We start from the raw sequence: 19,835 nt of genomic DNA on the forward strand, positions 1-19,835 counted from the left end.
CCTCACCTCGGAACGGCCCGGCTGTGCCCACTGACCTGTCCCCCCTGATCGCCGCCACGGCGCGCTGGCTGACGGTCGCCTACCCGCCCAGCGGCGGCGCGCTCGCCGCCGCGCTGTGCGAGGCGCAGGCCCGGCAGGCGGCGACGGTCGCCGCCCGGCTGCGCTACCCCACCGAGATCGACGCGGGCCTGGTCACCCTGGCCGGCCCCGGCGGCGCCGCCCGCCTCGACTGGATCACCGGCGGGGAACCGGCCGGCGGGCACGCCGCCGAGGAGTGGGCCTGGCGCACCTGGGTGGACGAGGTCGTCGCCAGCTGGGCCGCCGCGCTGCTCACCGACCCCGAGCTGGCCGCCCTCGCCGTCACCGCGCTCGCCGACCGCACCGCCCACGCGCCGGCCGAGTACCGCCGGCTGCTCGCCCCCGACGACCGCGACCGCAGCGCCGCCGCCCTGCTCCGCCACCCCGACCTGCTGGCCCCCGTGGCCGCACTGCACCACGACCAGCTCTTGGACCGCCTCACCCCGGACCGCCCGCTCGCGGCCTGACCGCCGGACGAGCCCACCCGGGCGCCTTGCAGGACGCGCCGCCCGGCCCGGTACCTCGCGGCCTGGCCCGGACCGGCGCACGGCGCGCGGGCCTCCCCGCCGATCGGGGAGGCCCGCGGTCTCCGACTGTTCCGGTGCCGGGCCGGAGCGGCCGGCCGGTGCTCGGTGTCGGCCGGGCCCCGGTGTCCGGCTACTCGTTCCCAGGCCGTTCGCCCTTCGGACCGCGACCGCGTTCCGTCTTCGGGCCCCCGCTCCGCCCTTCCGGCTCCTGCCGCAAGGTCTCCTTGGCGACGGCATTGGCGTCCTGGTCGGAGATCCCCGAGCGCTCGGCCTCCTTGCGCAGCCGCGCCCTGCGGGTGTCGTACTTCTTGCTGCCGGGTTCGGGCACGACGATCACCTCCGGCCCCCGGGTCCCCGCGCCTTCCCCCCGGCAAACGCCCTTGGGGTCCCGGTGCGCGGGTCAGCCGGCCGCGTTGTCGGACCGCATGCGCACCTGCTCCTCCAGCCGCCGCAGACTGCCGTCCAGCGCCTCGCCCACCGCCCGCTCGCCCGGGTCGTGGCTCTCGTCGAAGAACGACAGGTGCACGGTCACCTCGCTGGCGCCGCTGCCGATGCCCGCCACCTGGAGCCAGCCGGTGTAGGCGCCCTGCTCGCGGGTGCCCCACTCCAGCCGCATCTGGTCCGGCTCGGCCCGCAGCAGGGCGGGCAGGTCCTGGCCGGACAGGTCCTCGTGCACGGTCACGGCGGGCGGGTCCTCGACGCGCACGTGCAGGGCGTCCGGGAGCCAGGCGTCGAGCTGGGCGACGTTGGCCGCCTGGTCGAAGACGTGCTCGGGCTGCGCGGGCATCGTGCGGGAACGTTCGTACTCGGACATCGCGGTAGCGCCCCTTCCGGTCGGAAGTCGTACCCCGACCGCGTGCCCCTTCCACGGCGGCCGAAAAGCCCCCGCCGCCGACCGCGGACCTCCGATGGGACGCATCGTGCCGCCCGGCTCGCCTTCCCGGCGGCGTGTGCGCGCGGCCGGGCCGGACTCCTCGCCTTATGGTCGCCCCGACATCGACATCCGGAGCGAACATGGAGAAGACGGACGAAAAGGCCGACGTGGCGCGGTGCGTGACCGCCGGTCCGCCCGAGCGCCGGAGCGGGACCCGGCTGTCCGGCGCCCGGCTGTCCGGCGTCGGGCTGTCCGGCGTCCGGCCGTGGTGGCTCGGTGCCGTGCTCGTGTCCGCCGCCGGTGCCGCGGTCGTGCTCGGGCCGGCCGGCACCCGGTGGCTGGAACATCCGGCCGTCCAGGCCTGGCGGACCGTCTGCCTGGCCATCACCGTGCAGGCGCTGCCGTTCCTGCTCCTCGGCACCGCGCTGTCCGGCGCCATCAACGCCTTCGTACCGGCCGGCCTGTTCACCAGGGTGCTGCCCAAGCGGCCCGCCCTCGCCGTACCGGTCGCCGGGGCCGCCGGGGCCGTGCTGCCCGGCTGCGAGTGCGCCTCCGTGCCCGTGGCGAGCAGCCTGATCCGGCGGGGCGTGCCACCGGCCGCCGCCTTCGCCTTCCTGCTCTCCGCGCCGGCCGTCAACCCCGTGGTGCTCACCGCCACCGCCGTCGCCTTCCCCGGCAACCCCGCGATGGTCGCCGCCCGGCTGCTCGCCTCCCTCGCCACGGCGGCCGTGATGGGCTGGCTGTGGCTCTGGCTCGGCAAGGAGGAGTGGCTGCGCCCCCTGCTGCGCCACCGGCACACCGGGCACCGGCCCGGACACAGCCGCTGGACCGAGTTCCGGCTCGGCTTCCGGCACGACTTCCTGCACGCCGGCGGCTTCCTGGTGCTGGGCGCGATGGCCGCCGCCACCTTCGACGTCGCCGTGCCGGGCGCCGTCCTCGACACCTTCTCCGGCTCGCCGTGGCTGTCGGTGCTGTTCCTGGCGGGCCTCGCCGTGCTGCTCGCCGTCTGCTCGGAGGCGGACGCGTTCGTCGCCGCCTCCCTCACCGGGTTCTCGCCGACCGCCCGGCTCGCGTTCCTGGTGGTCGGCCCGATGGTCGACCTGAAGCTCATCGCGCTGCAAGCGGGCACCTTCGGCCGCGCCTTCGCCTGGCGGTTCTGCACGGCGACCACCGTCGTGGCGGTCACCAGCAGCGTCCTGACCGGGGGAGCGCTGTGGTGAGACGCCTCGTCCAGAACCTGCTGCCGGCCCTGACCGGGGCCGGCCTGCTGCACACGGCCCTCTTCACCGACCTCTACCTGCGCTACGTCAAGGCCGGGCTGCGCCCCCTGCTGATCGCCTCCGGCGCCGTCCTGCTGCTGCTCGCCCTGACATCGGCCGTCGCCCCCGCCGGCCGGCGGCCTGCCGAGCACCACGGCCACGGGCACGACCACACCGGCACTCCCCGGGTCGCCTGGCTGCTGCTCCTGCCCGCGCTCAGCCTGCTCTGGTACGCCCCGCCCGCGCTCGGCGCGTACACCGCGGCCCGCGCCGGCGACAAACCGATGGCCGTACAGCACGGCTTCGCCCCGCTGCCCGCGACCTCGCCCCTGCCGCTGACCCTCACGGAGTTCATCAAGCGGGTGCGGCAGGACCGCGGCCTGGCCATCGAGGGCCGCACCGTCCGGCTGACGGGCTTCGTCACCCCGGCCGGCCGGGACGGCGGCTGGTACCTGACCCGGATCGTCTTCTCCTGCTGCGCCGCGGACTCCCGGACCGTCCGGGTGCGCGTGTACGGCAGACCGGCGCCGCCCGCCGACACCTGGCTGGCGGTGACCGGTACCTGGCACCCGCGCGGCACCCTGGGCACGCCCACCGCCGAGGCCGCACTCGACGTCCGGGAGGCCCGGCCCGTCGCCCCGCCGGTGAACGCCTACACCGACGACCTCCCGCTCACCCCGTCTTCCTGAGACGGGTTGCCGCAGCGGGGCGTACGACCGGCCGGGACGGGTGCAGGATGGTGTCGTGACGCTCGCTCCGCGACCGGCCCCCGGTCACCGCGTCAGGCCGCCCCGGTCGCGGGCCGCCGGTGCGCGGAAGGAGGCGGTGACGATGACCCGGACACCCCCCACGGCGGTCACCCGAGTGCGGCTGTGGCGCTGGCGGCGCAACCCGCTCAAGCGGCACAGCGATGTCGTCGAGGCATGGATCGTGCTCGCCGGCTGGCTGCTGACCCTGCTCGCCGGGATCGTCGCGGGCGTGGCGGCGGCCCGTGCCTCCGAGTCCGCGTTCACGGCGCGGCTGGCCCAACTGCACCCCGCTTCCGCCGTGCTCACCGACGGCGCGCCCCGCACCCCCGGCGCGGGCGGCGGCCACGCCGACGGGCGGGTGTGGGCGACCGTGCGCTGGACGGACGCGAACGGAGCGGTGCGCACCGACCAGGTCAAGGTCGCCCCCGGCGCCCCCGCCGGAAGCCGGGTCACGGTGTGGACGGACCGGGCCGGCCGAGTCGTGCCCGCGCCCGTCACCGGCACCGCCGCCGACGTCCAGGCGGCCCTCACCGGCGCCCTCGTCGCCCCGGCGGCCGGCGCGCTGGTCTGGGGCGGGGTACGGCTGGTCCGCGGCTCGCTGATCCGGCGGCGCATGGCCGAGTGGGACGAGGAGTGGAAGCAGATCGGACCCCGGTGGGGGAACCTCAGCGGGGGCGTCGGCTGACCGGGTGCGTCCGCCCCGGGCACGGAGACGGCCCCCGGCCGGGCCCGCCTCCCGGCGGCCGGATCCGCCCCGCGCGCGTGAGGGCGGCCCGGCTGGTTACCCGGCCCCCATGACCAAGCTGCACGTTCCCCGGCGGCGTCACCGGCAGGCCGCCGACGAGCACCAGGAGCCTTCGACGCCCACGCGGCAGGAGGCCGGACCCGCACCGGAGCCGGGGCGGGCGGCCCCGGACCGCGACGAGGAACGGGACGTCCGGACGCCCGCGCCGGAGGAGGCCGGGCCCGCGCCGGAGACCGAGCGGGCGGCGCCGGACAGCCCGGCCCGGCTGCCCCGGCGGGCCTGGGGCGCGGTGTTCCGGGGCGCGCTGCGAGAGTTCCGGGACGACCAGCTGACCGACCGGGCCGCGGCGCTCACCTACTACGGCGTCCTGTCGCTGTTCCCCGCCCTGCTGGTGCTGGTCTCCCTGCTGTCCGTCGTCGGCCGGTCGGCCACGGACCGGGTACTGGCCAACGTCCGTGACCTCGCCCCCGGCCCCGCCCGGGACATCCTCGTGCGGACCGTGGGAGAACTACAGGGCAAGGCCGGCATCGGCTCGGTGATGGCACTGGTCGGCATCGTGCTGGCGGTGTGGTCGGCGTCCGGCTACGTGGCCGCCTTCATCCGCGCCGCCAACGCCGTCTACGACATGCCCGAGGGCCGTCCGGTGTGGAAGATCCTCCCGGTGCGGTTGGGCGTCACGGTCGTCCTGATGGTGCTCTCCGTGGCCGGCGCGCTCATCGTGGTCTTCAGCGGCGGCCTGGCCGAGCGCGCCGGGCAGGCGCTCGGCCTCGGCGGCGCGGCCCTGACGGCGTGGTCGATCGCGAAGTGGCCGGTGCTCGTCCTGCTGGTCACCTTCATGATCGCGATCCTGTACTGGGCGACCCCCAACGCCAAGGTCCGGGGCTTCAGGTGGATCACCCCGGGCAGCGTCCTCGCCCTGCTGATCTGGCTGGTGGCGTCCGCCGGCTTCGCGTTCTACGTCGCCGGTTTCGCCTCGTACAACAAGACCTACGGCACGATGGCCGGCGTCATCGTCTTCCTGGTCTGGCTGTGGATCACCAACCTGGCCATCCTGCTGGGCCTGGAGTTCGATGCGGAGACCCTGCGGCAGCGGGCCATCGCCGGCGGTCACCCGCCCCACGCCGAGCCCTATGTGCGGCCCCGTGACACCCGGAAGTGGGACGAGGAGGACGTGCGCCGCCTGGACCGGCCGTGACGCGCGCGTCCTCCCCGGCCCGGCCGGCTCAGGCCGCGTAGCCGCCGTCCACCGAGAACTCCGCGCCCGTCACATAGGCCGCCTCCGGCCCGGCGAGGAACGCCACCATGGACGCCACCTCGTCGGCCGTGCCGAACCGGCCGAGCGCGGTCATGGCCGCCTGACCGGAGGCATAGGGGCCGTCCGCCGGGTTCATGTCGGTGTCGGTCGGGCCCGGATGCACCACGTTCGCCGTGATGCCGCGCCCGGCCAGCTCCCGCGCCAGCGCCTTCGTCAGCCCGACCACGGCGGACTTGCTCATCGCGTACAGCGTGGCCCCCGGCCCCGGCACCCGCGCGGTGACACAGCTGCCGACGGTGACGATCCGTCCGCCGGGCCCCATCAGCGCGGCGGCGGACCGGGCCGCGAGGAACACCCCGCGCACGTTCACCGCGAGGACCCGGTCGATGTCGGCGAGGGACAGGTGCTCCAGCGGTTCCATGACCCCGACGGCCGCGTTGCCCACCAGTACGTCCAGCCCGCCCAGTTCCCCGGCGGCCCGCCGTACCGCGTCCGCCGCCTCCACCGCGTCCGCCGCGTCGGCGCGCAGGGCCACCGCCCGCCGCCCCAGCGCCTCGATGTCCCGTACGACCGCGTCGGCCGCCTCCTTGTCGCGCACATATGTCAGGGCCATGTCCGCGCCCTCCCGGGCCAGCCGCCGGGCCGTCGCCGCGCCGATGCCCCGGCTGCCGCCGGTCACCAGGGCCTTCCTGCCGCTCAATTGCTCTCGTGAAGTCATGTGCCCATCCCACCGCCCGGGGCGCGGGAACACCGGCGGGGAACGGACACGGACCTGCCCGCAGTGTGCGGACAGCGGCCTGTCGGGGGGTGGGCGCGGTCAGTCCGCCAGGGCGCCGCGCGGACTGATCAGCCCCGTCTCGTAGGCGAGGATCGTGGCCTGGACCCGGTCGCGCAGCCCGAGTTTGGACAGCAGCGCGTTGACATGGCTCTTGACCGTGCCGGTGGTGACGCCGAGTTCGGCGCCGATCTCGGCGTTGGTCAGCCCGGTGGCGATCTTCAGCAGGACCTCGCGCTCCCGCTGGGTGAGCCGGCCCAGCGGCCCTCCGGCCACGGGCGGGGGCGGGCCACCGAGGGCGAAGGTGCGGATGAGCCGGCCGGTCACGGCGGGCGCCAGGATGCCGTCGCCGGCCGCGACCACCCGGATCGCGGACAGCAACTCGTCGGGCCGGGCGTCCTTCAGCAGGAACCCGGACGCCCCGGCCCGCAGCGCCTCGTACACGTACTCGTCCAGGTCGAACGTGGTGAGCACCAGCACCCGGGGCCCGCCGGGCGGCGCGGTGATCAGCCGGGTGGCGGTGAGCCCGTCCATGCCCGGCATCCGGATGTCCATCAGGACGACATCGGCCTCCCGCGCCGCCGCGAGCGACACGGCCGTCGCCCCGTCACCGGCCTCGGCCACCACGGTCAGATCGGGTTCGGCGTCCACGATGGCCGCGAATCCGGCGCGGACCACGGCCTGGTCGTCGACGACGATCACGCGTATGGCGACGGGGACACCTCCTGGACGGGGGCCCCAGGAGCCCCGGCCGGCAACGACACCCGTAGCCTACCGGCCGGTTCGCACGCGATCCGCCCCTCACCGGCGGCGACCTGCACCCGCAGGCGTTCGGCGACCGGGCCCGCGACGGCCAGCCGGACCCCGGTCACCGTGATCCGCAGGGTGCCGCGGCGGCGCCGCAGGGTCACCCGCGCCGGGCCCGGATCGCCCGCGCCGAGGGCGGCCTCGACGATCCGGTACACCGACACCTGCGTGGACGGCGGCAGCCCCCGGGCGGCCTCCGGCAGGCCCCGCAGCCGTACCTCCCGGCCCGCCGAACGCAGCGCCCGGCACAGCGCGTCGAGATCGGCGGCGGACGGCGACGGGGCCAGCGGCCCGCCGGGCCCGCCGTCGCCGTCCGCCAGGCCGCGCAGCATCTCCCGCATCGCGGCCAGCGCCGCCCGGGCCGTGTCCGCGACCTCCGCGAGCTCACCCCGGCGGGCCGCGCCGACCAGCGCCCGGGTGTGCGACAGCACCGCCTCGCGCAACGTGGCCGCCAGCCGCTGCCGTTCCGCCTCGGCCGCCCGGTCCGCCTGCCACATCGAGCTGGCGAACGCGAAGTCGTCGTACGCCACCGCCCGTACCCGGCGGCGGCGCACCAGCAGCCCCGCACCCCACACGGCGGTGAACACCGGGCCCGTCATCACGGACAGCATGAACGCCAGCAGAACCGCGTCGGCCGGGCCCGCCGGCTCGCCCGCCACCATGCCGTCGGCGCACGCGATCGCCGACACGGCACCGGCCGCCCCGAGGGTGGTCACGGCCGGCGCCGGCCAGGTGCGCCCGGCTCCCGGGCCGTAGGCCGCGACCGCGTACACGGCCAGCGTCTCCACGAGTGTGCCGGCGGCCAGGAACTGCGCGGCCTGGGGCGGCAGGGGCACCGCGACGACGGCCACCGGGCCCGCCCAGGCGGTGGCCAGCACCGCGCCGAACACCGCCCAGGGGGCCCGCCTGCGCCACAGCAGCGGCAGCGCGTGCAGCACCAGCAGGCCGCACACGAGCAGCAGCTCCGGCAGCACGGCCCGGCGCGCGGCGCCCGGCCAGCCCTCCAGGTCCGCCAGCATGTACGCCACCGGCAGCAGCATGGCGGCCAGCATCAGCGCGGGATCGGCGAACCGCTGCTCCCGCAGGACGTCACGCCGCCAGCCGGTCTCCTCCGGCCGCCGCGCCGCGGCGGCGTCGGGCAGCGTCGCACGCACCCGCCAGCCGCCCTCCGGCGTGGGCCCGGCGGTCAGCTCGCCGCCGACGGAGGCGGCCCGCTCGCGCATCCCGGCCACGCCGCGCCCCGCGCCGAGGCCCCCGGCACCCTGCGCGGTGACGCGCGGCGGCGCGTTCTCCACCGTCAGCTCCAGCAGCCCGTGCACCCGCCGGACGTCCACCCGGGCGGCGGCGCCGGGCGCGTACCGCAGCGCGTTGGTCAGGGCCTCGCGGACGATGCCGTGCACCGCCTCGGCCGCCGGGCCCGCGAGGTCGTCCGGGATCCGCGCGGTGACCGGACGGCCCAGCCGGCCGAAACCCGCGACGAGTTCCTCGATCCGCCCGCTCATCGGCCGGTGGTCCGGGCGGCCGGTGTCCCGCAGCAGCCCCACGAGCCGTTGCAGCGCGGTGAGGGTCTCCGTGCCGGTGCGCTCCGCGAACGCCAGCGCCTCGGCGGTCAGTTCGGGGCGGTCGTCGCGGAGCCGCAGCGCCGCGTCCACGGTCACCACGACGGAGGTGAGGTGATGGGCGCTCACATCGTGCAGTTCCCGGGCCAGTCGCCGGCGCTCCTGGTCGCCCGCGAGGCGGCGGGCCCGCTCCGCCCCGGCCAGCCGCCGGGCGGCGGTCAGCCGGCCGGCGAGCCACTGGCGCCGTGCCTCGCCGAGCCCCGCGCACAGCACACAGGTGCCCAGCGAGACGGCCATCATGGACAGCAGCGGGGCCCGCAGCCCCTCGGACACCGCGGCCCCCACCCAGTCGACGCCCACCACGGCGGCCAGCGCGCGCACCATGACCGGCACCGGGCAGCGCACGGCGACGGAGTACAGGGCGATCAGCGAGCCGAGGCCCACATAGCCGTCGGACCAGGCGAGCCCGCCGAGCACCCCGGCGGCCAGGGTGCCGGCCAGCGACCGCACCGGTGCGGTACGGCGCCGTCCCAGCGCGGCCGTCTCCACGGTCAGCGCGCACAGCACGGCGGCCAGGGCGAGCGGACCGGGGCGGCCGTCCGGGTACACCCCGGGCCACAGCAGGACGCCCTGCCCGGCCGCAAGCAGCAGGGGCAGAAGCCAGTTGCGTATCGTCTCCATCTCGCCGACGAGCGTAAGGGCCGCTCCATGCGGCGGGCACCGGCCCACGGGTGGAGGTCCGTCCCCACCCAGGGGTAGAGACACCGCTCCTGCCGTGGGCCGATGGCACACCTGCGGATCTTTGGCAGGCTGACGGCATGACACAGCCACCGCTCGCCGAGCAGCTCCCGTACCACCGTCTGGCCCGTCTCGCGCCGCGCCACCAGTGGTGGCGCCCGCTGCTCGGGACCCTGGTCGTGGCCGTGGGCTATGTGCTCGCCGTGCTCGTCCTCATGCTCTGCTTCCTGGTCCTGGGCGTGGCCCTCGGCTACCCCGAGGACGCCGACGGCTGGCCGGAGTTCGGGCCCGTCTCGGGCACCGCGCTGGATCTGCTGTCGATTGCGGTGGTCATACCCGTGCTGCTGCTGACCGTGCGCTGGATCGGCCGGCGCCCGGCCGGCACGGTCTCCTCGGTGACCGGGCGGCTGCGCCTGCGCTGGCTCGGGCTGTGTGCGCTGACGGCCGTGCCGGTCCTCGCCCTGGCGATGGGCGCCATGCTCCTGCTGCCCTCGGACGGCGGCGAGGCGGAGAGCCAGTGGGCGGGCTGGCCGGCCTTCGCGCGGGCCCTGGCCATGCTGCTGGTGCTGGTGCCGTTGCAGGCGGCGGCCGAGGAGTACGTCTTCCGGGGCTGGCTGACGCAGACGGCGGGGGCGTTCCTGCGGTCGCCGTGGGCCGCGGCGGTGCCCCAGGCCGTGCTGTTCGCCGCCGCCCACGGCTGGGGTACCGCCTGGGGCTTCGCCGACCTGCTGGTGTTCGGGGCGTGCGCGGGGTGGCTGACCTGGCGCACGGGCGGACTGGAGGCGGCCATCGCCCTGCACGCCGTCAACAACCTGCTGGCCTTCGGTGTGTCGGCCGCCGTGGTGGACGGGCTCGCCAGTGACGAGACCGCGGCCGACGCGGGCTGGCAGATGGCCGTGCTCGACGTCGCGGGCATCGTGCTGTACACGGCGGCCGTGACGTGGTGGCTGCGCCGCCGCCGACTGGACCGCACCGCCCCCGCGCCGCTGCCCCCGGCCCACCCGTACGGCACGGTGCCCGGGCAGTGGTCGGCGCACCCGTATGGCGTGACGCCCGGGCCATGGCCGGTTCACCCGTACGGATCAGCGCCCGGGCAGGCACCGGTTCACCCGTATGGTGCGGCGCCCGGGCAGGGACCGGTTCACCCGTACGGTGCGATACCCGGGCAGTGGCCCGGTCAGCCGTACGGTGCGATACCCGGGCAGTGGCCCGGTCACCCGACGGTCGGCGCCCCCGCGCCGCCGTCCGGGACCGCTCACCCGGGGGCTGCCGCGCCGTGGCCGGGCACGGGCGGTCCGGCCGGGTCGGCGGGTACCGGGGAGGACACCCCGGGCAGCCAGTGAGCGGGACACCGGCGGGTCCGTCCGTCAGCCCACCGGGGCGGGCGACGGTCCGCGGTTCGGGCCCGGCGTCGGTCATGGGACCGCCGTACGCGGCCCGTCGGTGGACATGACGGCGAGCGGTGCGGGTGATGTGCGAGGGTGTGCGGTCGGCTGGTGGAAGACCGGTTCCGCGGGCGGAGCCGTGCCCGCTCCCGGGCGACCTACCCGCCGACTCGCAAATAGCCGCTGCACAAAGGAAGTTGACGTCATGACCGACACGCTCACCGTGACCGTCCTGGGCACCGGCATCATGGGGGCCGCGATGGCCCGCAACCTGGCGCGCGCCGGACACACCGTGCGCGCCTGGAACCGTACCCGCGCCAAGGCCGAACCGCTCGCCGCCGACGGCGTGCTGGTCGCCGGCACGCCCGCCGAGGCCGTCGACGGCGCCGACGTCGTGCTGACCGTGCTCTACGACGGGCCGGCCGCCCTGGACGCCATGCGCGAGGCCGCCCCCGCGCTGCGCCCCGGCGTCGTCTGGGCGCAGTGCGGCACCGCCGGCACCGAAGCCCTCGACGACCTGGCCGCCTTCGCCCGCGAACACGGCTTGGTGTTCTTCGACGCACCGGTGCTGGGCACCCGGCAGCCGGCCGAGGCCGGACAGCTCCTCGTCCTCGCCGCGGGCCCGGCCGGGCACCGGCCCGTGCTCGCCCCGGTGTTCGACGCGATCGGCAGCCGTACCGTGTGGACCGGCGAGGACGGCACCGCCGGCGCCGCGACCCGGCTGAAGCTGGTCGCCAACAGCTGGGTCGTCGCCGCCACCACCGCCACCGGCGAGACACTGGCCCTGGCCAAGGCGCTCGGCGTGGACCCGCAGGACTTCTTCGACGCCATCGCCGGCGGCCCGCTCGACATGGGCTACCTGCGTGCCAAGGCCCGGCTCATCCTGGACGGGGAACTGACGCCCCCGCAGTTCTCGGTGGCCACCGCCGTCAAGGACGCCCGGCTCATCGTCCGGGCGGGCGAGGAGCACGGGGTGCGCCTGGACGTGGCCGCCGCGAGCGCCGCACGCCTGGAGCGCGCCGCCGCGCAGGGCCACGCCGACGAGGACATGGCCGCCGCCTACTTCGCCAGCTTCGGCGAAGCCGAGGCGCCGTCCGCCTGAGCGGGGGCCCTGAGCGAGGGGTGCCGCGGGAGGCGGCCCGGCCTCACTGGGCGGGGTCGGCGCCTTCCGCGTTCCCGGCCGTCTCCTCTGGAGCCGGTTCGGCGGCCACGGTGTAGAACACGGACGAGCCCTGCTTGCTGCGGTGCGCGCCGTTGCGGGCCACGAGGTTCTCCAGGGTGGTGCGCACGACCTTCGTCTGCACCGCCCGCTCGGGGTAAGTGCGGCCCAGCGCCTCGGCGACCTCCGCGGCGGAACGCGGCTCGTTCTGCTCGGTCAGATACCGGCGGACCAGCTCGACCAGCGTCGGCTGTGCGCTCTCCTTGGCCTGTGCGGGCTCCTTGGCCTGTGCGGGCTCCGTGGACTGCGCGGGCTGCGCGGGGACCTTCTTGGCCGCCGGTTTCCGGGGCGCCGGCTTCTTGGCGGCCGGCTTCTTCGGCCCGGACTTCTTGGTGTCGGGGCGCCGGGCGCCGCCGTCCTTCCCGCGCGGAGCGGGCACGACCGCGGCCGCGGCCGGGGCCGCGATGCCGAGCGCCTGCTGCATGTTCAGCAGAATGGCGTGGTCGTGCTGGAGTGCGGCCAACCGCTCCTGCAACGCGGCGATTTCCGCGGTGACGCGGTCCTGTTCCTTGACGTTCTGTTCTAGGTCCTTGGTCACCTGGCTGACGTACTGAGAGGCCAATTCGGTGACGGGCCCAGCGGTTTCCGGCATATCTACCTCCGCTTGTGGTGCGACACCTGGATGATACGGGTGAGTTAACCCGTTCTCACCTTTCGTGACGCACGGACACGGCGGTTCAGCCGTGGGCCGAGGCCGCGACCGAGCGGGCGGCGTCGATGGCGCCGGGGGAGCGGACCGCCCCAACCGGCGTGCGCCGTAGGCCGCGTGGCTAGGATGCCTGCTCATGGCGACGCGCGGACACACCGGTGCTCCCCGGCCGGGGCGCCGTGCCCGCGTGGCCGTGATCCTGGCCGGTCTGCTGCTGTGCTCCGGGTGCGAGGACTCCCTGGGGCAGCCCCCGCCGCGACCGGCCGGACCCTCCGCCGTCGCCGCGTGCCTGACCGGTTCCGGAGACCTCGTCGCCGACGTGGACGACGACGGCCGCCCGGACCGGATCACCGACCCCTCCCACCACGGCGCCCGTCTGGCCATCACCTTCGGCGCCGGCTCGCCCGGCGAACGGACCGTCCCGGCGCGGGGACTGGCCGACCGTCCGGGGAACCGGCAGCGGTATGTGCGCGCCGCCGTGGCGGACTTCGACCAGGACGGCTGGAGCGACCTGGCCATCGTCGCCGGGCGCGCCCAGGCCGGTGACGACCCGGTCCCGCCCCGCGTGGCCGAACTGCGACTGGGTCCCTTCTCCGGCACCGGCCGCAGCCGGCGCACGGTACAACTCGACCTGGGCGCCACGCAGGACATCGCGGTGGCCGACTACGACCACGACCGGTACCCCGACCTGGCGGCCTACACCTACGCGGGCGACGGTGTGTATGTGTTCGAGGCCCGGCTCGGCGACCCGCGCACCGGACTGCGGGCCGGCACCCGCGCGCACACCACGGACGCAGGGGCCACCGGTCACCGCCCGCCGGCCCGCCTCCCGCACGCCGGCCTGACGCCGTTCTACCCGGGGTGCGGGGCGAGGTGACCCGCCAGGAACCCACCCGGCGTCCGGGACGAGGGCGTCGGACACATGGCCTCCCCGTGCCGCCCCGAGGAACTCACCGGCGTCCGGGGACGAGGTCATACCCGGAACTCGCCGGAAACCCATGGGGAACTCACCCGAGGACGAGCGGGAGTCTCCTGCCCGGCCGGTCGCCGAGTGCGGTCCGTTCGGCGTCGGTCGGGGCCCGGCGGCCCGTGCCGATCCGCAGCGCGTCCTCGTCGGACCAGGACGCGGGGAAGGGGGACCCGGCGATCCGCTCCAGCATCGTGCGCGTCCGGGCGAGGCTCTCGGCGGGCGGCCGCCCGGCGCCGGGGAGGTGTGCGATCAGGTCCAGGTGGTGCAGGGTCCACTCCAGGACGTACGCCGAGAGGTAGTCGCCGGCGGTGAGGACCATGTCCTGGGTGCTCACCCGCAGTTCGGGATCGGCCAGTTCCGCAGCGCGTCCGGCGGCCGAACCGACGTCGTCCAGATGGAACTTGAGCAGTCCGGGGTCTTCGTAGGCGGCGGCCAGCCGGACCGTGAGCGCGGCCAGCGGGTCGTCACCGGTCGGCGGTGTGTCCGTGACGTGCCAGTAGGTCACCGCGTCGTGTGTCGGCTCGCCCGCCGCGGGTGTCACGAGGGTGATCAGGACGTCCTGGGCGTCGATGACGAGGTGGCACACCAGGTCGCGGACGAGCCAGCCGGCGCAGCCGGACGGCCGCGCGAAGTCCTCGTCGGAGAGTCGGGCCACGGCCGTGCGCAGGGCGGTCCAGGAGTGCTGGAAGAGGTCCACCCCCGCAAGCTAGCAGCGCGCCGTGGGGCGCATCGACCGATTTCCCGGACCCGTTCGCCACCCGGCGGCGGGCATCGGGTGTTCATGTGCATGAACTTCGCACACGTGGGTGTACATGTCATGCGAGGGTGTGCCAAGCTCAGCCGACTTTCTCTCGAACACGACGGAGTGGGAGGGCGAGCATGAGCGTTTCCCGGCGTGCGCTGCTGGTCACGGCGGCGGGTGCGGCGGCCGTGGGACCGGTCACGGAGGCGTCGGCGGCACCCGCGGCGCCCGGGCGGGCGGAGACGGGCGCGACCCTGCGGACGCTGAGCGCGGCGGCGGACTACGCGGTGGCGAAGGTCCGTGCCGTGGCGCCCCGCGTGACCGGCTTCCCGGTCGGCACCAGGTTCGAGAAGTGGACGTACTCGCGCGGCGGGGACTGGGTGGGCGGCTTCTGGCCCGGGACGCTGTGGATGGCGTACCTGTACAGCGGGGACGACACCTTCCGCGCCCGGGCGGTGGAGTCGGCCCGGAACCTGGCCCCCCGCCAGACCGACACCACCACCCACGACCTCGGTTTCCTCTTCTACCCCTCCTGGGTCACCGCCTGGCGGCTGACCGGCGACGAGGAATGGCGCACCGGCGCGATACGCGCGGCGGACTCCCTCATACGGCGCTACAACCCGCGCGGCGGGTTCATCCGGGCGTGGGGCGCGCTGGACGACACCGCCAACGCGGGCCGCGTCATCATCGACACGATGATGAACCTGGATCTGCTGGCGTTCGCGAGCCAGCAGACCGGTGACCCCACCTATCTGGACATCGCGGTGGCGCACGCGAGGACCACCCAGCGTGTGTTCCCCCGCCCGGACGGCTCGACCCCGCACGTGTACGACTTCGACCCGGACACCGGCGCACCCCTCGGGCCCGGCACGGTGCAGGGCTACGACGCCTCCTCCTGCTGGTCGCGCGGACAGGCGTGGGGCATCTACGGGTTCACCACCATGTACCGCAGGACCGGCGACACCGGGTTCCGGGACACCGCCCGCAGGCTCGCCGACTACGCCATCGAGGCGCTCACCCCGGACCACGTCCCCGTCTGGGACTACCGGGCGCCGCAGCAGCCGTACGACATCAAGGACGCCTCCGCCGGGGCCGTCATGGCGTGCGGCCTGCTGGACCTGCACGCGGCGACCGGCCGGAGCGCCTACCGGGACGTGGCACTGCGGATCCTCACCGCGCTCGCGGAGACGTGTCTGACCAGGCACTCGGCCCGAGCGGAGGCGGTCGTGGCCCGCTGCACCCGCAACCGCCCGGGAGAGGACGGCATCGAGATCTCGCTGCCCTACGCCGACTACTACCTCCTCGAAGGCATCCTGCGCGTGCTCCGCCCCGCGGACGTGGACCGGGCGGTCGACCTGTCACAGCCGTCCTAGCGGGCCCCGCGAGCGGATGAGGGCCGGGCGGCGATGCCGGTCGCGGCCGCTCAGCCCGCCGGAGCGTTCCGTGTCGCCTCGCGCGCTTCGGTGAGGGCTCGTTGCCTCACGCCGCCGAACAACCGCATCGTGGTGGCGGCCAGGACGTCGTCCCCGCCGATGGTCCGCCTGTCCCCCTTGCGGGTGGACAGGGCCAGGAGGGGATCCTTGAGGGGCGGGGGAGGGGCCGGTTCGCCCGGCGTCACCAGGGCGACCGTGCCGAAGCGCTTGACCCCGCCCTCGCGGACGACCATGGCCGCGTCCCGGGCGAGATCCGTCAGGAACACGCTCGCGATGCCGTCCAGGTCGCGGACCATCGCCGGGACGGCCGTAGCCCCCCGGCTCCGCAGCAGCTTCCTCACCCCCGCCTCGAACCGGTGGGCACCGGCCACAGCCGGCCTGCGCGGCCCACGGCGCTCATGGGGAGGCACGACGACACCATCGGCGTCGTACAGAACACCGGTCAGGCCCTTGAACGTCGGGCTGTGGTGGTACCACTTGGTCCCCACTTCGAGCTCGACGTTCCGGTCGATCGCCGAGAGAAGGTCGCCGGGGATCAGCTTCGTCCGGCCGGCCTCCGCCGCCGCCCTCCTCGCGCCGTCGATGATCTCCGTCAGCACCGTCCGCGTCACCGACGCGGCGGCCCACGCGGCCGACCGGGAGACGTGCAGCGGGGTCACGTCCCTGAACACCGCTTTGACCAGGGAGGGCTTGAACGGCGGGACATCCGTGACCGAGGCGGTCCCGGGACCACCGCGGTCAGGGCGTGCGGGCTGTGCGGTCATCTGAAGAAACGCTCCTTGCCGTCCGAGGTGCCAGAGGCCCACACTTCACCACGCGGTGTCCGGACAGCAGCGGTCGGGGGAGGGGCTTCGGCGGCGGGGGCGGCTCAGCGGTGTACGGAGGGCTCGTCGGTGCGCTCGTCCGCGCCCTTCGTGTGGCCCAGGCGTCCGGCGACGGCCCGGGAGCGCGCCGCCGGGCCGGAGCGGCGGTTGATCAGGACGACGCCGGCCACGACGACGGCGCCGCCGAGCAGTTCGACCGGGTGCGGGATCTCGCCGAGCCAGACGAAGGACACCAGGAGGGCGACGGGCGGGACCAGGTACAGCGCGGCCGTGGACGCGGCGAGCGGCAGGCGGGCGACGGCGTAGCCCCAGATCACGAAGCCCAGGGCGGACGGCAGCAGCCCGAGGAAGGCGACGGACAGCAGCGCGTCCAGGGGGGCGCCGGGCACGGCCCGGACCGTCGCGGGCACGAGCGGCAGCGCGAACACCGTGCCGGCGATCATGGCGTACGTGGCCACCTCCAGCCCGGTGTAGTGCCGCAGCAGCGGTTTGCTGGCGAAGTGGTAGACGCCCTGGACGACGGCCGCGGCCAGCACCACCAGGGAGGCGGCGGTGAACCCGGACACCCCCTCGCTCAGGGTGACGACGGCGGTGCCCGCGAGGGCGATGACGCTGCCGATGGCCACGTTGCGGCTGATGTGCTCGGCCAGGAAGGCGCTGCCCAGCAGGACGCTGAAGACGGGGGCGACGGCGATCAGCAGGCTCGCGGTGCCCGCCTCGACATGGATCTCGCCCCAGTTCAGCAGCACCTGGTAGGCGGTCATGCCGGTGAGCCCGCACAGGGCGATCTGCGGCAGGTCCTTGCGCCGGGGCAGCCGGACCCCGGCGAACGGGGCGATGGCGGCCAGGACGACGGCGGCGATGGCCAGCCGCAGCAGCGAGAGCGCCGCCAGACCGAGTCCGCCGACCCCCACCCGGATCGCCGGGAACGCGGACGCCCACAGGATCACGGTGCCGGCCAGTGCGAGGAAGCGGGGGGAGGCGAACCGTATGCGCATCCCTCTACGATGCCGAGACGGAAACAAGAAGGTCCAGTTAGCTTTCTTTACGGAAAGCGTAAGATGTGATGATGCTTGATGTTCGTCGGCTCAGGATCCTGCACCACCTGGCCATCCACGGCACCGTCGCGGCGGCGGCCGAGGCCCTGCATCTGACCGCGCCGGCGGTCTCCCAGCAACTGGCCGTCCTCGAACGGGAGGCCGGCCTGCCCGTCGTGGAGAAGCACGGACGCACACTGCGGCTGACCACCGCCGGCGAGCTGCTGGTCGCGCACGCGGAGGTGGTCCTCGGCGACCTCGCCGCCGCGGAGTCCGACCTCGCGGCGCTGCGCGGCGGCCGGCGCGGACAGGTGCGGGTGGCCACGTTCGCCTCGGCCGCCCGCACCCTGTTCCCGGCCGTGTACCGGGCGCTCGCCGAGGAGGACGACGCGTGGTCGCGCCGGCTCGCCCTGCACCTCACCGTCCTGGAACCCGGTGACGCGCTCCAGTCCCTGCACAAGCGGGAGTTCGACGTGGCCGTCGTCCACGGCTACACCGTACTGCCCCGCGACTTCCCCTCGGGCAGCGAGCAGGAGGCCCTCATGGAGGACCCCGTGGTGGCCGTGCTGCGCCTCGATCACGCGGACCGGCTGGGGCTGGCCCCCGGAGCGCCCGCGGACGTCTCCGCGCTCGCCCAGGCGCCCTGGCTGACACCCGCGCCGGACACCTCCTGCTACGAGATGATCCAGCGCACCTGCGGCGCCGCCGGGTTCGTCCCGGACGTCCGGGTCCGCAGCAGCGACTTCGGCGTCCTGACCTCCCTGGTCGCCGCCGGCGCGGGCGTCGCGCTGGCCCCCCGGCTCGCCCTCCCGGACGACACCGCCGGTGTCAGTCTGCACCCGCTGACCAGGCCGGTCAGCCGGACGATCTTCACCGTGAGCCGCTCGGGAACCGCCCGCAGGCCCGACATCCACCTGCTGAACTCCCTGCTGAAACGAGCGGCGGCCACCCACTCCGGCACCCCCTGACCGTCCGTACGGCGCCGTCGGGACCGCCCGCACGGTTCCGCCCCCGACCGCGTCAGCGCCGCCCCGGCAGCCGTCGTAGTTCCGCCACCCGCAGCAGGCGGGCCGTCGTCACGTAGACCGCGGCCAGCGTCACCGTGCCCGCCGTCAGGGACAGGGCCGTGGGCCCCGTTCCGGTGCCCAGCTCGGCGGCGCAGGCGTGGGCGGCGGCCCAGCCCAGGGCCGCGCCGAGGCCAGCGGCCAGCAGCAGTTGGGCGCCGCCGATCAGGAGCGTGTACAGACTGGTCGGCACCGTGTTGGCCGTGTTGTACGTGCTCGCCAGCAGGCCCGTGCCCAGTGCGGCGGCCTGGAGCACCGTGCGGACGAGTCCCGTCGCCCGGGACACCACGGTGCCGGCCGCCATCAGTATCGAGGCCCGGGCCGGTCCGCCCGGCGCCGGTCTCTTCCGGCGGCGGCCTCGCGCCCGGCGGTCCGCCCGGCCCGCCGGGGCGGCGTGCCGGCCCCGGGGCCGGCGCTGGGCCGGCACACCCCGTGGCCTCGTCTTCGCGTCCTCGATCATGAACACAACCTATGCGAGCCGGGTGGGCGGCCCGTGCCGCCCGGGGCGGGCGCCGGAGCCCGGACGCCGTGAGAGAAAATAGTTGCCTAGAGAAACTAGGAAGTGTGATGAAAGGTCCCGCATGCCGCACCTCACCATCGACCACTCCGCCCGTCTGGCCGGGGTCCTCGACGCGAGCGTCCTCGTGAAGGAGCTGCATCCGCTGGTCCTGGAGGAATCCGGATCGACCGGCGTGTGCAAGACGCTGGTCCGGCCGGTGGACACCTATGTCGGAGACACGTCCAGCGGGGAGACCGCTTTCCTGCACATCGAGGTGGGCCTCCTGGCCGGCCGCCCCGAACACCGGCGGGCCCGCCTGTCGGAGCGCGTACTGGCCCTGGCCGAGGGGCGGCTGCGCGCGGCCGGCGTGCCCGAGGCGGTCGTCTCGGTGGAGGTCAGGGAACTGGCCGGCAGCTACCGGCTGTCCACCGTGACCACGGCCGGCGGATGACCCCGCCGCGGCCCCGCGCCGGCCGTCGTCACCGGGGGACCCCTTAGCCGTCGCGGGGGCCCCTGGGGGCCCTAGGGGTGTCCCGCGTCACCACCCCCTGCCTAGCCTCCGACAGCGAAAGGGGAAGCGGACCGGCAACCGTCCGGAGGCGATCCGCACGGCCCAGGCCCTCACTTCGATCCCGATCGGATGGCGC

Annotated in this window: 20 protein-coding genes and 1 pseudogene; 11 read left to right on the forward strand and 10 right to left on the reverse strand. The window is 75.3% G+C overall.

Annotated elements, in window-relative coordinates; all coding sequences use genetic code 11:
• The first annotated feature begins 23 nt into the window (after positions 1-23).
• Entirely contained in the window at positions 24-545 is a 522-nt protein-coding gene (locus tag ACSURM_RS34065; protein WP_436959802.1) for a hypothetical protein, read from the forward strand.
• Between the two features lie 190 nt (positions 546-735).
• Here the strand turns inward: ACSURM_RS34065 and ACSURM_RS34070 are convergent, their stop codons facing one another.
• On the reverse strand, positions 736-933 hold the full coding sequence (locus tag ACSURM_RS34070; protein WP_359048122.1) for a hypothetical protein: 198 nt from the start codon (positions 931-933) through the stop codon (positions 736-738).
• Between the two features lie 72 nt (positions 934-1,005).
• Positions 1,006-1,419, reverse strand: a complete 414-nt coding sequence (locus ACSURM_RS34075; RefSeq protein WP_436959804.1) for an SRPBCC family protein — start codon at positions 1,417-1,419, stop codon at positions 1,006-1,008.
• 200 nt (positions 1,420-1,619) lie between these two features.
• On the opposite strand from ACSURM_RS34075, the gene ACSURM_RS34080 reads away from it, so the two are divergent.
• The 4 genes from ACSURM_RS34080 (at position 1,620) to ACSURM_RS34095 (ending at position 5,427) form a co-directional block, all read left to right on the forward strand.
• The gene (locus ACSURM_RS34080) at positions 1,620-2,699 is read left to right on the forward strand and encodes a permease (RefSeq protein WP_436959806.1); all 1,080 of its coding nucleotides are present in this window, start codon (positions 1,620-1,622) and stop codon (positions 2,697-2,699) included.
• On the forward strand, positions 2,696-3,427 hold the full coding sequence (locus tag ACSURM_RS34085) for a TIGR03943 family putative permease subunit (protein WP_436959808.1): 732 nt from the start codon (positions 2,696-2,698) through the stop codon (positions 3,425-3,427). The genes ACSURM_RS34080 and ACSURM_RS34085 overlap by 4 nt, the downstream gene beginning before the upstream one ends.
• Positions 3,428-3,569: 142 nt before the next feature.
• Entirely contained in the window at positions 3,570-4,172 is a 603-nt protein-coding gene (locus ACSURM_RS34090; RefSeq protein ID WP_436959809.1) for an Rv1733c family protein, read from the forward strand.
• 109 nt (positions 4,173-4,281) lie between these two features.
• Entirely contained in the window at positions 4,282-5,427 is a 1,146-nt protein-coding gene (locus ACSURM_RS34095; protein ID WP_436959811.1) for a YihY/virulence factor BrkB family protein, read from the forward strand.
• Between the two features lie 28 nt (positions 5,428-5,455).
• Here ACSURM_RS34095 and ACSURM_RS34100 read toward each other — a convergent pair whose 3' ends face one another.
• From ACSURM_RS34100 to ACSURM_RS34110, 3 genes are all read right to left on the reverse strand, one after another.
• Positions 5,456-6,205, reverse strand: a complete 750-nt coding sequence (locus tag ACSURM_RS34100; protein ID WP_436959812.1) for an SDR family oxidoreductase — start codon at positions 6,203-6,205, stop codon at positions 5,456-5,458.
• 99 nt (positions 6,206-6,304) lie between these two features.
• Positions 6,305-6,964 (reverse strand): response regulator, encoded by a 660-nt coding sequence (locus tag ACSURM_RS34105; protein WP_436959813.1) that lies wholly within the window; start codon positions 6,962-6,964, stop codon positions 6,305-6,307.
• Complete coding sequence (locus ACSURM_RS34110; protein ID WP_436959814.1) at positions 6,961-9,309, reverse strand: histidine kinase; 2,349 nt, start codon at positions 9,307-9,309, stop codon at positions 6,961-6,963. Before ACSURM_RS34110 ends, ACSURM_RS34105 begins: the two co-directional genes overlap by 4 nt.
• A gap of 137 nt (positions 9,310-9,446) precedes the next feature.
• Here ACSURM_RS34110 and ACSURM_RS34115 point away from each other — a divergent pair, with 137 nt between their 5' ends.
• Both ACSURM_RS34115 and ACSURM_RS34120 read left to right on the forward strand, forming a co-directional pair.
• Entirely contained in the window at positions 9,447-10,709 is a 1,263-nt protein-coding gene (locus ACSURM_RS34115) for a CPBP family glutamic-type intramembrane protease (protein WP_436959815.1), read from the forward strand.
• Positions 10,710-10,956: 247 nt separating this feature from the next.
• On the forward strand, positions 10,957-11,853 hold the full coding sequence (locus ACSURM_RS34120; RefSeq protein ID WP_436959816.1) for an NAD(P)-dependent oxidoreductase: 897 nt from the start codon (positions 10,957-10,959) through the stop codon (positions 11,851-11,853).
• Between the two features lie 43 nt (positions 11,854-11,896).
• Here the strand turns inward: ACSURM_RS34120 and ACSURM_RS34125 are convergent, their stop codons facing one another.
• Positions 11,897-12,508 (reverse strand): hypothetical protein, encoded by a 612-nt coding sequence (locus ACSURM_RS34125; RefSeq protein ID WP_436959817.1) that lies wholly within the window; start codon positions 12,506-12,508, stop codon positions 11,897-11,899.
• Between the two features lie 247 nt (positions 12,509-12,755).
• Here ACSURM_RS34125 and ACSURM_RS34130 point away from each other — a divergent pair, with 247 nt between their 5' ends.
• A complete protein-coding gene (locus tag ACSURM_RS34130; RefSeq protein ID WP_436959818.1) occupies positions 12,756-13,496 on the forward strand; it encodes an FG-GAP repeat domain-containing protein in 741 nt (246 codons plus the stop codon).
• Between the two features lie 130 nt (positions 13,497-13,626).
• Here the strand turns inward: ACSURM_RS34130 and ACSURM_RS34135 are convergent, their stop codons facing one another.
• Positions 13,627-14,286: a maleylpyruvate isomerase N-terminal domain-containing protein gene (locus ACSURM_RS34135; RefSeq protein ID WP_436959819.1), complete on the reverse strand. Its 660-nt coding sequence runs from the start codon at positions 14,284-14,286 to the stop codon at positions 13,627-13,629.
• 182 nt (positions 14,287-14,468) lie between these two features.
• Here ACSURM_RS34135 and ACSURM_RS34140 point away from each other — a divergent pair, with 182 nt between their 5' ends.
• Positions 14,469-15,704 carry a glycoside hydrolase family 88 protein gene (locus tag ACSURM_RS34140; protein ID WP_436959820.1) on the forward strand — a complete coding sequence of 412 codons (1,236 nt, stop codon included), beginning with the start codon at positions 14,469-14,471 and terminating at the stop codon, positions 15,702-15,704.
• Positions 15,705-15,754: 50 nt separating this feature from the next.
• Here ACSURM_RS34140 and ACSURM_RS34145 read toward each other — a convergent pair whose 3' ends face one another.
• Positions 15,755-16,528: a hypothetical protein gene (locus tag ACSURM_RS34145; RefSeq protein ID WP_436959821.1), complete on the reverse strand. Its 774-nt coding sequence runs from the start codon at positions 16,526-16,528 to the stop codon at positions 15,755-15,757.
• Positions 16,529-16,632: 104 nt separating this feature from the next.
• Positions 16,633-17,586, reverse strand: a complete 954-nt coding sequence (locus ACSURM_RS34150) for a DMT family transporter (protein WP_436959822.1) — start codon at positions 17,584-17,586, stop codon at positions 16,633-16,635.
• 71 nt (positions 17,587-17,657) lie between these two features.
• Here ACSURM_RS34150 and ACSURM_RS34155 point away from each other — a divergent pair, with 71 nt between their 5' ends.
• Positions 17,658-18,593: a LysR family transcriptional regulator gene (locus ACSURM_RS34155; protein WP_436959823.1), complete on the forward strand. Its 936-nt coding sequence runs from the start codon at positions 17,658-17,660 to the stop codon at positions 18,591-18,593.
• A gap of 250 nt (positions 18,594-18,843) precedes the next feature.
• Here the strand turns inward: ACSURM_RS34155 and ACSURM_RS34160 are convergent.
• Positions 18,844-19,149: pseudogene (locus tag ACSURM_RS34160) on the reverse strand (murein biosynthesis integral membrane protein MurJ); the annotation flags it as partial.
• 121 nt (positions 19,150-19,270) lie between these two features.
• On the opposite strand from ACSURM_RS34160, the gene ACSURM_RS34165 reads away from it, so the two are divergent.
• Entirely contained in the window at positions 19,271-19,639 is a 369-nt protein-coding gene (locus tag ACSURM_RS34165; RefSeq protein ID WP_436959824.1) for a 5-carboxymethyl-2-hydroxymuconate Delta-isomerase, read from the forward strand.
• Positions 19,640-19,835: the final 196 nt, after the last annotated feature.

Source organism: Streptomyces sp. SudanB182_2057 (assembly GCF_964272715.1).
GTDB classification, from domain to species: domain Bacteria; phylum Actinomycetota; class Actinomycetes; order Streptomycetales; family Streptomycetaceae; genus Streptomyces; species Streptomyces rubradiris.